The 13300-nt window shown below is 52.3% G+C and carries 12 protein-coding genes; 8 read left to right on the plus strand and 4 right to left on the minus strand.

Annotated elements, in window-relative coordinates; genetic code table 11:
- Positions 1-58: 58 nt before the first annotated feature.
- Positions 59-1387, plus strand: coding sequence for an ATP-dependent RNA helicase SrmB (srmB, locus tag BZK40_RS22910; RefSeq protein WP_003835340.1), 1329 nt, complete (start codon positions 59-61; stop codon positions 1385-1387).
- Positions 1388-1404: 17 nt separating this feature from the next.
- On the opposite strand, the gene BZK40_RS22915 is transcribed toward srmB, so the two are convergent.
- Positions 1405-2301 carry a LysR family transcriptional regulator gene (locus tag BZK40_RS22915; RefSeq protein WP_095533178.1) on the minus strand — a complete coding sequence of 299 codons (897 nt, stop codon included), beginning with the start codon at positions 2299-2301 and terminating at the stop codon, positions 1405-1407.
- A 102-nt stretch (positions 2302-2403) separates the two neighbouring features.
- On the opposite strand from BZK40_RS22915, the gene eamB reads away from it, so the two are divergent.
- Positions 2404-2991 carry a cysteine/O-acetylserine transporter gene (gene eamB / locus BZK40_RS22920; protein WP_079935361.1) on the plus strand — a complete coding sequence of 196 codons (588 nt, stop codon included), beginning with the start codon at positions 2404-2406 and terminating at the stop codon, positions 2989-2991.
- Positions 2992-3070: 79 nt separating this feature from the next.
- On the opposite strand, the gene grcA is transcribed toward eamB, so the two are convergent.
- On the minus strand, positions 3071-3454 hold the full coding sequence (gene grcA, locus BZK40_RS22925) for an autonomous glycyl radical cofactor GrcA (protein ID WP_003037563.1): 384 nt from the start codon (positions 3452-3454) through the stop codon (positions 3071-3073).
- 317 nt (positions 3455-3771) lie between these two features.
- On the opposite strand from grcA, the gene ung reads away from it, so the two are divergent.
- The gene (gene ung / locus BZK40_RS22930) at positions 3772-4461 is read left to right on the plus strand and encodes a uracil-DNA glycosylase (RefSeq protein WP_008785504.1); all 690 of its coding nucleotides are present in this window, start codon (positions 3772-3774) and stop codon (positions 4459-4461) included.
- A gap of 33 nt (positions 4462-4494) precedes the next feature.
- On the opposite strand, the gene BZK40_RS22935 is transcribed toward ung, so the two are convergent.
- Positions 4495-5574, minus strand: coding sequence for a tRNA/rRNA methyltransferase (locus tag BZK40_RS22935; RefSeq protein WP_020996710.1), 1080 nt, complete (start codon positions 5572-5574; stop codon positions 4495-4497).
- Between the two features lie 207 nt (positions 5575-5781).
- Here BZK40_RS22935 and trxC point away from each other — a divergent pair, with 207 nt between their 5' ends.
- From trxC to BZK40_RS22965, 5 genes are all read left to right on the plus strand, one after another.
- Positions 5782-6201, plus strand: a complete 420-nt coding sequence (gene trxC / locus BZK40_RS22945; protein ID WP_008785506.1) for a thioredoxin TrxC — start codon at positions 5782-5784, stop codon at positions 6199-6201.
- Positions 6202-6270: 69 nt separating this feature from the next.
- Positions 6271-6969 carry a tRNA-uridine aminocarboxypropyltransferase gene (tapT, locus tag BZK40_RS22950; RefSeq protein ID WP_003835347.1) on the plus strand — a complete coding sequence of 233 codons (699 nt, stop codon included), beginning with the start codon at positions 6271-6273 and terminating at the stop codon, positions 6967-6969.
- 36 nt (positions 6970-7005) lie between these two features.
- Positions 7006-9666, plus strand: a complete 2661-nt coding sequence (locus BZK40_RS22955; protein ID WP_032944266.1) for a bifunctional acetate--CoA ligase family protein/GNAT family N-acetyltransferase — start codon at positions 7006-7008, stop codon at positions 9664-9666.
- Positions 9667-9780: 114 nt separating this feature from the next.
- Positions 9781-11136 (plus strand): CDP-diacylglycerol--serine O-phosphatidyltransferase, encoded by a 1356-nt coding sequence (gene pssA / locus BZK40_RS22960; RefSeq protein ID WP_079935362.1) that lies wholly within the window; start codon positions 9781-9783, stop codon positions 11134-11136.
- 32 nt (positions 11137-11168) lie between these two features.
- The gene (locus BZK40_RS22965) at positions 11169-11504 is read left to right on the plus strand and encodes a YfiM family lipoprotein (RefSeq protein ID WP_153687927.1); all 336 of its coding nucleotides are present in this window, start codon (positions 11169-11171) and stop codon (positions 11502-11504) included.
- Here BZK40_RS22965 and BZK40_RS22970 read toward each other — a convergent pair.
- Positions 11501-12799, minus strand: a complete 1299-nt coding sequence (locus tag BZK40_RS22970; RefSeq protein ID WP_008785510.1) for an MFS transporter — start codon at positions 12797-12799, stop codon at positions 11501-11503. The genes BZK40_RS22965 and BZK40_RS22970 overlap by 4 nt on opposite strands.
- Positions 12800-13300 lie beyond the last annotated feature (501 nt).

Below are 13300 nucleotides of genomic sequence, written 5' to 3' on the forward strand. Positions count from 1 at the left end.
AACAGATGAAGATTGCAGCCGTAACGTCTATAATCAGCGCCCCACTCAGAGGTAGAACATGACTGTAACGACTTTTTCCGAACTTGAACTCGATGAAAGCCTTCTGGATGCCCTCCAGGAAAAAGGTTTCACTCGCCCGACCGCCATTCAGGCTGCCGCCATTCCGCCTGCGCTCGATGGCCGTGATGTACTCGGTTCTGCGCCGACAGGCACCGGTAAAACGGCGGCATATTTGCTGCCAGCGTTGCAGCACCTGCTCGACTTCCCGCGCAAGAAATCTGGTCCGCCGCGCATTTTAATCCTGACGCCAACGCGCGAACTGGCGATGCAGGTTGCCGAACACGCTCGTGAGCTGGCGAAGAATACACATCTGGATATCGCTACGATTACCGGCGGCGTGGCTTACATGAACCACATGGAAGTCTTTAGCGAAAACCAGGACATCGTGGTCGCCACCACGGGTCGTCTGCTGCAATACATTAAAGAAGAAAACTTCGACTGCCATGCGGTTGAAACGCTAATTCTCGATGAAGCAGACCGTATGCTGGACATGGGCTTTGCCCAGGACATCGAGCATATCGCCGGTGAAACACGCTGGCGTAAACAAACCATGCTGTTTTCCGCCACGCTGGAAGGCGATGCGATTAAAGATTTTGCCGAGCGTCTGTTGGAAGACCCGGTCGAAGTCTCAGCGGATCCGTCCACCCGTGAACGCAAGAAGATCCATCAGTTTTACTACCGTGCCGATGACATCGAGCACAAAACTGCCATGCTGATCCACCTGTTAAAACAGCCGGAAGCGACTCGCTCGATTGTCTTCGTACGCAAACGTGAGCGTGTGCACGAACTGGCAGGCTGGCTGCGCCAGGCGGGCATTAATAACTGCTATCTCGAAGGCGAGATGGTGCAGAACAAACGTAACGAAGCGATCAAACGCCTGACCGATGGTCGTGTGAACGTGCTGGTAGCAACCGACGTCGCCGCTCGCGGGATCGATATTCCTGACGTCAGCCACGTGTTTAACTTCGACATGCCGCGCAGTGGCGATGCCTATTTGCACCGTATTGGCCGTACCGGTCGTGCTGGCCGTAAAGGCACTGCGATCTCTTTAGTTGAAGCGCACGACCACCTGCTGCTCGGCAAAGCGAGCCGCTATATTGACGAACCGTTGAAAGCTCGCGTCATTGACGAACTGCGTCCAACCACGCGCGCGCCAAGTGAGAAATCTAACGGTAAGCCATCCAAGAAAGTGCTGGCGAAGCGCGCTGAGAAAAAGGCGAAAGAGAAAGAGAAGCCGCGGGTGAAAAAACGTCACCGCGACGCCAAAAATATCGGCAAACGTCGTAAGCCGAGCGGCGCTGCTACCCAGCAGTCCGACAAAGAGTAAACCGAATGCCGGGCCATTTAGCCCGGCATTTTTTCACGTGATGCAAAACTCTCTTCAATGCACTCAAGAAACACCCGCATCGCCGGGCTAACGACTTTTCCGGCATGATAACCACACAATGCCGTAATTAACTCAGGTTGTTCACTGAACGGTAATTCAATCAACTCCCCTGAACGTAACTCCTTCTCGACGGCAAAATGCGGCAAAAAGCTGACCCCAAGATTTGCCGATACGCACTGCTTAATGCTTTCAATGCTCCATAACTCAATGGTATTTTCCAGCGTAATCTGTCGTTTACGCAGTAGCCCCTCGAAGCGTTGTCTGAAAATACATTGCGGCTCATTAATGATAAAACTGCAGGGAATGTGCTGGTTATGCTGAGTAAAATCAACGTGCTGAAGCAGTGGCGAAGCAACTAATGCCAGTGACTGATCGCCAAGCGGCATCAACTCCAGGGCATCGTCATTACCCACCCGATAAAAGACCCCCAGATCAACATCATCACTGAGCAATGCATCGCGAATGACATAACAATTCAGCGACTGTAAAGACAGCCGCACATGGGGCGCACGTTGTTTAAATCGCTGTAAAACCTGCGGCATTTTATACGCCAGCAGCGTTTCGCCTGTTGCGACACGTAGATCGCCGCTCGGCTGCGCATCCTGATGTGCCGACTGTCGAATCGATGCCATCACGCGCGTCAGGTCATGGATATGCGGCATCAGCCGTTTTCCCTCACTGGTGAGACACATCCGGCGACCAATTTTTTCAAACAACTGCACCGAAAGCTCTTGCTCAAGCTGTTGAATATGAAAGGTAACCGTTGATTGCGTACAGCACAGTTTTTGTGATGCCCGCAGAAATGAGCCCTCTTCCACCACCGTTTTTAGCGTAATAAACCGACGTAAATCCATCCGCACCAACCCATCGAAAACATCGAACTCAGAATGCAAAAACATTCATTTTTTTTAATGTTTTGCCTCGGGTACTGTCTATCAAAACAGAGGAGATAACAAGTGACCCCCACGCTTTTAAGTGCATTCTGGACCTATACATTGATTACCGCGCTAACCCCCGGACCAAACAACATCCTTGCGCTCAGCGCCGCGACGTCACACGGTTTTCGTCAGAGTACACGCGTACTGGCCGGTATGAGTCTGGGCTTTTTAATCGTCATGATGATGTGCGCCGGGATTTCATTTTCACTGGCGGTCATGGATCCAGCCATCATCCATTGGCTTAGTTGGGCTGGGGCCGCTTATATCCTGTGGCTGGCGCTGAAGATCGCCACCAGCCCGACCTCGAACGATAGATTGCAGTCAGAGCCGATTAGCTTCTGGGCAAGTTTTGGCTTGCAGTTTGTTAACGTGAAAATCATTTTGTACGGCATTACCGCGTTATCCACGTTCGTATTACCGTACACTCAGGACGCCCACTGGCTGATTGGGGTGAGTATTCTGTTAGCGCTGATCGGCACCTTCGGGAATGCCTGCTGGGCGCTGGCGGGCCATCTTTTTCAGCGCGTTTTTCGCCGTTACGGTCGACAGTTGAATATCATTCTGGCGCTGCTGTTGGTGTATTGCGCGGTGAGGATCTTTTACTAACAGATGCAAAAAAGCGGAAGACACACTGGCATCTTCCGCTTTTTGATTCTCTGCTAAACGGGGTTATTCCCCGTGAGCCTTACAGGCTCTCAGTAAAGGTACGAGCAATAACGTCGCGCTGCTGTTCTGGAGTCAGAGAGTTGAAACGCACTGCATAACCAGAAACACGGATGGTCAGCTGCGGATATTTTTCCGGATGCTTAACTGCATCTTCCAGCGTTTCGCGACGCAGAACGTTCACGTTCAGGTGCTGACCACCTTCCACGCGGACTTCCGGCTGTACGTCTACCGGTACTTCACGGTATTCGATTTCGCCCAGTTTGCTGACTGCAACAACTTCATCAGCATTGAAACCTGCTTTCGCAACGATGCAGCGAGCTTCGCCTTTTTCGCTGTCCAGCAGCCAGAAAGAGTTCAGCAGGTCGTCGTTTGCAGCTTTAGTAATCTGGATACCTGTAATCATTTGATGCCTCCCCGGCAAAATTATTTGATCTCGGTTGGCCGTCATCCGGCCAATTGGTAAAACCATTGTTGCTTGAGTGTATATATACCCCTCACACACCCTTGAATCTTTGATTTAAATCAACAAAAACCACACATGAAAAGTGGTGATAAGTGGATTTTATTGTTTTACATCAACTTACGCCATGTGCGCAGCTAAACTTTTTACATAAATTTTCAACTATCTTTAAGGGGTAGACCATTGAGTAACGTACAGAATTTTGCGACGTCGAAAGAAGCAGTTAAGCTAGGGGGATTGAAAATTCGCAGGAGAGCGAGATGGCCACCGAATTAACCTGGCACGATGTGCTGGCTGAAGAGAAACAGCAGCCTTATTTTGTTAACACGCTGCATACTGTTGCCGGCGAGCGTCAATCGGGAATGACAATTTATCCGCCGCAAAAAGATGTGTTTAACGCTTTTCGCTTTACCGAGCTTGGTGACGTGAAAGTCGTCATCCTGGGTCAGGATCCTTACCACGGTCCAGGCCAGGCACACGGTCTCGCGTTCTCTGTTCGCCCCGGCATTGCCACTCCACCCTCGTTGCTGAATATGTACAAAGAGCTGGAGGCAACAATTCCAGGCTTCACGCGCCCAACGCACGGATATCTGGAAAGCTGGGCACGCCAGGGGGTACTGTTACTTAACACAGTACTCACCGTCCGCGCCGGCCAGGCACATTCTCACGCCAGCCTTGGGTGGGAAACATTTACCGATAAAGTCATCAGCCTGATTAACCAACATCGGGAAGGCGTGGTTTTCCTGCTCTGGGGTTCTCACGCACAGAAGAAAGGCGCGATTATTGATACGCAGCGTCACCATGTGTTGAAAGCGCCCCACCCATCACCGCTCTCTGCGCATCGCGGTTTCTTTGGCTGCAATCACTTTGTACTGGCGAATGAATGGCTGGAACAACGAGGTGAAAAGCCAATTGACTGGATGCCGGTATTACCCGCAGAAAGCGAGTAAAAAAATGCCAGCGATTCGCTGGCATTTTTATTATCAGGCTTTGTTCTGACGCCACCACTCCGCGAGCAGCACGCCTGTTGCCACAGAAACGTTGAGCGTTTCTACCTTGCCAGTGCCGTCAATCGCTATGCACAAATCGTCGGCTGAGCATGCTGCTTCTGGCAGAGCTTCACGCTCACGCCCTAATACCAGCACCATTTTTTCCGGCAGCGTGGTAGTAAACAGCGGTTTGCCTTTCGCGCTTGAGGTCATCACAACCGTGTAACCCGCCTGGCGGAAGTCGTCCAGCACATCAACAATGCTGTCGCCGGTAATCGGCTGAACGTGCTCAGCTCCACCTTCAGCGGTACGGATGGCCGCACCTGATTCCAGCAGCGCCGCATCCTGAACCACTACGCCTTTCACACCGAAGTGCGCGCAGCTACGCATCATGCCGCCCAGGTTATGCGGGTTAGCGATATCTTCCAGTGCCAGCACACAATCCTGCGCCCCTGCCTGACCGACCCACTGCTTAACGGTAGTACCGTTACGTTTTTTGATCAGGAAACAGACGCCACCGTGGTGTTCTGTGCCAGAGGCTTTCGCCAGCTCGGCTTCGTCAACCACGTGATAGGCTTTTCGGTTTGCCGCCATCCAGCGTAATGCTTCTTTAAAGCGCGGGGTTACGCTCTGAACAAACCAGGCGCGGACGATGGCGTCCGGACGACTCTGGAACAGAGCCTGACAGGCATTCTCACCGTAAACGCGGGTTTCTTCCGCACGCTGACGGCGTAACACTTCAGGATCGATAAAGCTCTTACCGCTAATACCGCCGTGATCGGCTTTATCCGCTGCGTCATCATTCGGTGCGCGGGACACGGTACGCCACGGTGAATCTTCACGTCTGCGGTCACGTTCTACATCGCGGTCACGACCACGTTCACGACCGCGTTCGCTGTTCGGACCCTTTCGGTCATCACGGGCAGGGCGACGACCGCCTTCGGCTCGGGAAGTACCGGGGCGACCGCCGCCTTTTCCGGTACGTGGATTTTGGGTGCGTTTATCCGAGTCATCGTCACTGCGGACGTACATCACTTTGACCTTGCCGTTTTTGTTCTTCAGTTCGTCGCTCATGTTTTTCTCCACCTGCTCTGCGCGAAGCGCGCAGATTACCCGATGTGCACGTCGTTAGCCATTATTTCATTTAAAAGCTAAGGACTATTGTACTCATTGAATAAAACGCATTGTTGTTTAGAACAGACTCCCCGATAATATGTAACATAATAGAAACATACTGGCGTTCCTGCCGTGAAGTCCACTCCACTCATCCAGAGGTTAGTTATGAATACCGTTTGTACCAGCTGCCAGGCTATCAACCGCATCCCCGACGATCGTGTCCAGGAAGCGGCTAAATGCGGACGCTGTGGTCACGACCTGTTTGATGGGGAGGTGATCAATGCGACCGGTGAGACACTGGATAAACTGTTAAAAGACGATCTCCCGGTGGTCGTTGACTTTTGGGCCCCCTGGTGTGGTCCATGTCGTAACTTCGCCCCGATTTTTGAAGATGTCGCGGAAGAGCGTAGCGGTAAAGTGCGTTTTGTTAAAGTGAATACGGAAGCCGAGCGTGAACTCAGCGCCCGTTTCGGTATCCGCAGCATTCCGACCATTATGATTTTCAAAAAAGGGGAAATCGTCGACATGCTTAACGGCGCTGTACCAAAAGCCCCGTTTGATAGCTGGCTTAACGAATCATTATAATCTCTACGGGGCGCATCTTGTGCCCCGTTTTCACCTCTGCGACAATAGCGTTTTTCAACGTGTTTCCCCATGACCGATAACGCTGTTCTTCAGTTACGCGCTGAGCGCCTCGCGCGCGCCACGCGTCCTTTCCTTGCCCGAGGTAATCGCGTTCGCCGCTGTCAGCGCTGCCTGCTGCCGCAGAAACTCTGCTTGTGCGCAACGCTGGCACCCTCTGAGGCAAAAAGTCGCTTTTGTCTGGTGATGTTTGATACCGAGCCGATGAAGCCCAGCAACACGGGGCGTTTGATTGCTGATATTCTGCCCGATACCACGGCTTTTCAGTGGTCACGCACCGAGCCGCCGCAGGCGCTGCTGGAACTGGTGAAAAATCCGGATTACCAGCCGATGGTTGTATTCCCGGCCTCCTATGCGGGTGAAGAGCGTGAAGTGATTTTCACGCCACCAGCCGGTAAGCCCCCATTGTTTATCATGCTCGACGGCACCTGGCCTGAGGCGCGTAAAATGTTCCGCAAAAGCCCGTACCTCGATAACCTACCGGTGATCTCCGTTGATTTATCACGCCTTTCTGCTTACCACCTGCGTGGCGTTCACGCTGAAGGGCAATATTGCACTGCCGAAGTGGCCATCGCCTTGTTGGATCTGGCGGGAGATACGCAAGCCGCAGAAGGGTTAAGCGATCATTTCACTCGCTTTAAAACCCGCTACCTGGCAGGAAAAACTCAACATCAGGGAAGCGTCACAGCAGATTCCTCAGAAAACGTTTAAAATCATTCGGTCACTGGTGTCATTAAGGAAGCCGATATGAGTCAGCGTGGTCTGGAAGCACTACTGCGACCGAAATCCATTGCGGTGATTGGGGCGTCAATGAAGCCTAATCGCGCGGGTTACCTGATGATGCGTAACCTGCTTGCCGGCGGTTTCAATGGACCTGTTTTACCGGTGACGCCCGCATGGAAAGCGGTGCTGGGCGTACTGGCATGGCCCAATATCAACAGCCTGCCCTTTAGCCCGGATCTCGCCGTGTTGTGCACCAATGCCAGCCGTAACCTGGCGTTACTCGAAGCGCTTGGCGAGAAAGGCTGTAAAACCTGCATTATTCTCTCAGCTCCCGCGGCGCAGCACGCAGAGCTGCTGGCCTGCGCATCACGCTACAACATACGTTTGCTGGGCCCCAACAGCCTGGGACTTCTCGCGCCCTGGCAAGGGCTTAACGCCAGCTTTTCCCCCGTCCCGATTAAGCGCGGCAAGCTGGCTTTTATCTCTCAATCCGCTGCCGTATCCAATACCATACTCGACTGGGCACAGCAGAGAGAAATGGGCTTTTCTTACTTTATCGCGCTGGGTGATAGCCTGGATATCGACGTTGATGAGCTGCTGGATTACCTGGCGCGCGACAGCAAAACCAGCGCGATATTGCTGTATCTCGAACATTTAAGTGATGCCCGACGCTTTGTTTCCGCCGCCCGTAGCGCCTCGCGCAATAAACCTATTTTGGTGATTAAGAGCGGTCGTAGTCCAGCGGCGCAGCGTTTACTGCATACCAGCGCCGGGATGGACCCTGCGTGGGATGCCGCTATTCAGCGCGCCGGTTTACTACGCGTACAAGACACCCACGAGCTGTTCTCGGCGGTCGAAACCCTGAGTCACATGCGTCCACTACGTGGCGACAGGCTGATGATCATCAGCAATGGGGCCGCGCCTGCCGCACTGGCATTAGATGAACTGTGGTCAAAAAATGGCAAGTTGGCGACGTTGAGTGAAGACACCTGCCAGAAATTACGTGATGCGTTGCCTGAACATGTTGATATCGCCAACCCGCTGGATCTGCGTGATGACGCCAGCAGCGAACACTACGTTAAGACGCTGGATATTTTGCTCGCCAGCCAGGATTTCGACGCGCTGATGGTGATTCATTCACCCAGCGCAGCCGCTCCCGGAACCGAAAGCGCACTGGCATTGATTGAAGCGGTAAAGCATCACCCCCGAGGAAAATTCGTCTCGTTGCTGACCAACTGGTGCGGAGAGTTTTCCTCTCAGGAAGCCCGCAGACTGTTTAGCGAAGCCGGACTGCCCACCTACCGCACGCCGGAAGGTACCATCACCGCATTTATGCATATGGTGGAGTATCGGCGAAACCAGAAGCAGCTACGAGAAACGCCTGCGCTGCCTGACAGCCTGACCTCCAACACCGCCGAAGCGCATAATCTGTTACAGCGGGCGATTGCTGAAGGAGCGACATCGCTTGATACCCATGAAGTGCAGCCGATTTTACAGGCTTATGGCTTACACACGCTGCCAACATGGATCGCCAGCGACAGCGCGGAAGCCGTACACATCGCGGAGCAAATCGGCTACCCGGTGGCGCTCAAGCTGCGTTCTCCTGATATTCCGCATAAATCAGAAGTTCAGGGGGTGATGCTCTACCTGCGTACAGCCACTGAAGTGCAGCAGGCCGCCAATGCAATTTTCGATCGGGTAAAAATGGCCTGGCCGCAGGCACGCATTCACGGCTTATTAGTGCAAAGTATGGCGAATCGCGCCGGCGCTCAGGAGCTTCGTGTCGTCGTTGAACACGACCCGGTATTTGGCCCGTTGATTATGCTGGGTGAAGGTGGTGTTGAGTGGCGACCGGAAGAGCAAGCCGTGGTGGCATTGCCGCCATTGAACATGAATCTGGCGCGTTATCTGGTGATCCAGGGGATCAAAAATAAAAAGATCCGCGCGCGCAGCGCACTGCGCCCTTTGGATATCGCCGGGTTGAGCCAACTTCTGGTGCAGGTCTCCAACCTGATCGTCGATTGCCCGGAAATTCAGCGTCTGGATATTCATCCGCTGCTGGCCTCGGCCGGAGAATTTACCGCGCTGGACGTTACGCTGGATATTGCCCCTTTCACGGGAGATAACGAAAGCAGACTGGCTGTACGTCCCTACCCTCATCAGCTTGAAGAGTGGGTGGAGTTGAAGAACGGCGAGCGCTGTCTGTTCCGCCCCATTTTGCCGGAGGATGAACCTCATCTTCAGCAGTTCATTTCTCAGGTGACAAAAGAAGATCTTTATTATCGCTATTTCAGTGAGATCAACGAATTTACCCACGAAGATTTAGCCAATATGACGCAGATCGACTACGATCGGGAAATGGCCTTTGTTGCGGTGCGTTGTAAAGATAATCACGAAGAGATCCTCGGCGTAACGCGAGCAATCTCGGATCCTGATAACGTAGACGCTGAGTTTGCCGTACTGGTTCGTTCCGATCTCAAAGGGCTTGGACTGGGTCGCCGATTGATGGAAAAATTAATTGCCTATACTCGAGATCACGGACTTATACGTTTGAATGGTATTACGATGCCGAACAATCGTGGGATGGTCGCCCTGGCCCGAAAACTCGGGTTTGTTGTTGACGTCCAGCTCGAAGAGGGAATTGTTGGGCTAACGCTTAATCTGGCCCAATGTGAGGAATCGTGAGTAAGGTACTGGAAATGTTGACCACATTAATGGGTACTGGTGGTATCATTGCCCGCTTATGTCGTCTGCATAGCACAGAGGACCCTTCAATGAACAGAGAAGAAATGCACTGTGATGTTGTCAAAATTTAAGCGTAATAAACATCAACAACACCTTGCCCAACTACCCAAGATTTCTCAGTCAGTTGATGATGTAGATTTCTTTTATGCTCCCGCTAATTTCAGGGAGACTCTGCTGGAAAAAATAGCCAGCGCGACGCGACGGATCTGCATTATTGCGCTGTACCTGGAACAGGATGACGGTGGTAAAGGCATACTTGACGCTCTCTATGCGGCAAAACGGCAGCGTCCTGAGCTGGATGTCCGGGTGCTTGTCGACTGGCACCGAGCCCAGCGCGGTCGTATTGGTGCTGCGGCATCCAATACCAATGCTGACTGGTATTGCCGAATGGCGCAAGAAAACCCTGGTATCGATATTCCTGTCTACGGTGTCCCGATTAACACCCGTGAAGCGCTTGGCGTCCTGCATTTCAAAGGCTTTATCATTGATGACAGCGTCCTGTACAGCGGGGCCAGTCTGAACGATGTTTACCTGCATCAGCATGATAAATATCGCTATGACCGTTATCAGTTGATTCGCAACGCGCAAATGGCCGATATCATGTTCGATTGGGTGACGCAAAACCTGATGAACGGTCGCGGCGTTAACCGTCTTGATGATATCAACCGCCCTAAAAGCCCAGAAATTAAAAACGACATCCGCCTGTACCGTCAGGAACTGCGCGATGCGTCATTCCATTTTCAGGGTGATGCTGATAACGAACAGCTTTCGGTTACGCCTCTGGTGGGCCTTGGGAAATCCAGTCTGTTAAATAAGACCATTTTCCATCTTATGCCCTGCGCAGAGCACAAGCTCACAATCTGTACCCCTTATTTCAACCTGCCCGCCATACTGGTGCGCAATATCATTCAACTGCTGCGTGAAGGGAAAAAGGTTGAAATCATTGTCGGTGATAAAACCGCCAACGACTTTTTCATCCCGGAAGATGAGCCATTCAAGATCATCGGTGCGCTGCCTTATCTGTATGAAATAAATCTGCGCCGTTTCTTGAGCAGATTGCAGTATTACGTGAATACCGACCAGTTGGTCGTGCGCTTATGGAAAGATGATGACAATACCTATCATCTGAAAGGTATGTGGGTTGATGATAAATGGATGCTGCTCACCGGCAACAACCTTAACCCTCGTGCCTGGCGTCTGGATCTGGAAAACGCCATCCTTATCCACGATCCTAAGCATGAGCTCACCCCTCAGCGCGATAAAGAGCTGGAGCTTATCCGTACGCATACTACCGTCGTTAAGCACTATCGCGACCTGCAAAGCATTGCTGACTATCCGGTCAAAGTGCGTAAGCTCATCCGTCGACTACGCCGTATTCGTATCGACAGATTAATTAGCCGTATTCTGTAATCAAGACCCCGTCCAGTGACGGGGTTTTTCATATGGAGGCAACGGTGCGCCTGTTCATTCTTACCAGTATCCTTGCCATTTCGGGCTGCAGCCATATGGCTAACGACCAGTGGAGCGGGCAAGACAAAGCTCAACACTTCATCGCCTCCGCCATGCTTGCCGCAGCCGGCAATGAATATGCCCAACATCAGGGCAACAGCCGCGATCGCAGTGCGGCTATCGGCCTGATGTTCTCAGTCAGCCTGGGTGCGTCAAAAGAGCTATGGGACAGCCGTCCCGCTGGGAGCGGCTGGAGCTGGAAGGACTTCGCCTGGGATGTTGCAGGCGCATCTACCGGCTATGCGGTCTGGCAACTGGCACATTACTAGAGGCGCAGACCTTTCCCCTTCCCATGCAGCATCAGCGATACTAAAAACGCAACTACTGCCAGCGCAGTGACGTACCAGAAGAATGTCGTTTCCATACCGACAGACTTCAGGGACAACGCGACATATTCGGCTGAACCGCCAAACAGTGCATTGGCCACCGCATAAGATAATCCAACCCCCAGAGCGCGCACCTGCGCCGGGAACATTTCGGCCTTCAGAATACCGCTAATTGACGTATAGAAACTGACGATTAACAGAGCACACATCACCAGAGCAAACGCCATATACGGGGATGTTACGCTTTGCAATGCTGTCAGAATGGGAACGGTGAAAATCGCGGCCAACGCGCCAAAACACAGCATTGAAGTACGTCGGCCAATTTTATCAGACAAGGCGCCGAACAACGGTTGTACCAGCATGAACACACACAGTGCCGCCGTCATAATCCCACTGGCTACGTTGGCATGCATACCGGCTGTGTTAACCAGGTACTTCTGCATATAGGTTGTGAACGTGTAAAAACACAACGAACCCGCGGCGGTAAAACCAAGCACCATGACAAAAGCTTTGCGATTACGCCACAGACCTTTCAGGGAACCCGCTTCTTTCAGCGCGCGAACATCCTGTTTCGAGGTTTCATCCAGTTGGCGACGCAGCCATAGCGCAACAATAGCCAGCACGGCGCCCAACGCAAATGGAATACGCCAACCCCACTCTCTGAGCGCAGAGTCTTCTAACGTGTGCTGTAATATGACCACAACCAGTAATGCCAGTAACTGTCCGCCGATTAACGTTACGTACTGGAATGAAGCATAAAAACCTTTCTTACCTTCAACGGCGACTTCACTCATATAGGTCGCGCTGGTTCCGTATTCACCACCTACAGATAACCCCTGGAATAGCCTTGCCAGCAGTAATAGCGCTGGGGCCCAGGTACCGATAGTTTCATATCCCGGTAGACAAGCGATCACCAACGATCCCATGCACATCATACAAACGGACAGCAACATGGACTTTTTACGCCCGTGCTTATCCGCGATACGGCCAAACAGCCAGCCTCCAATTGGTCGCATCAAGAAGCCAGCGGCAAAAACGCCAGCGGTTTGTAAGAGTTGTGTGGTGGTATTTCCTGATGGAAAAAAGATATGAGCAAAATAAAGAGAGCAGAATGAATAGATATAGAAATCAAACCATTCGACCAGATTCCCTGATGATGCTCCGACAATCGCCCATATACGACGACGGGTATCGCCGTCTGCCAGCGCCCCGTTCTCAGTTACACTACTATCAGCCATTAGAATTGTACCCCTGCCAACGATCGCGTGAATTTATCAATGATGGTTGTGTGTTTTTTAGTGAATAGAATGTTATATAATTGTTATATCTTATTGTGCGGTAAAGATCACGATTTTAATTAGCAGAGAAAGGATTCAGATATGTTCGAGGGAGAGATCCGTGTAGTAGATCGAGACAGTGTGCTTTTGTTGGTCGATTAAGGCTGTTACGCCGCATCCGGCAATGTACCGCCGCGTTGCCTGATGCGCTGCGCTTATCAGGCCTACAAAATACGTTCAGCCCAGCCCCTGTAGGCCGGATAAGGCGGTACGCCGCATCCGGCGGTTTTCATCCCGCACAGACGCAAAAAAGCCCATCCGTCAGGATGGGCTTCTTCACTTTAATTAATGCCTGGCAGTTTATGGCGGGCGTCCTGCCCGCCACCCTCCGGGCCGTTGCTGCGCAACGTTCAAATCCGCTCCCGGCGGATTTGTCCTCCTCAGGAGAGCGCTCACCGACAG

The organism is Citrobacter portucalensis, from assembly GCF_002042885.1.
In the GTDB taxonomy this organism is placed as follows: domain Bacteria; phylum Pseudomonadota; class Gammaproteobacteria; order Enterobacterales; family Enterobacteriaceae; genus Citrobacter; species Citrobacter portucalensis.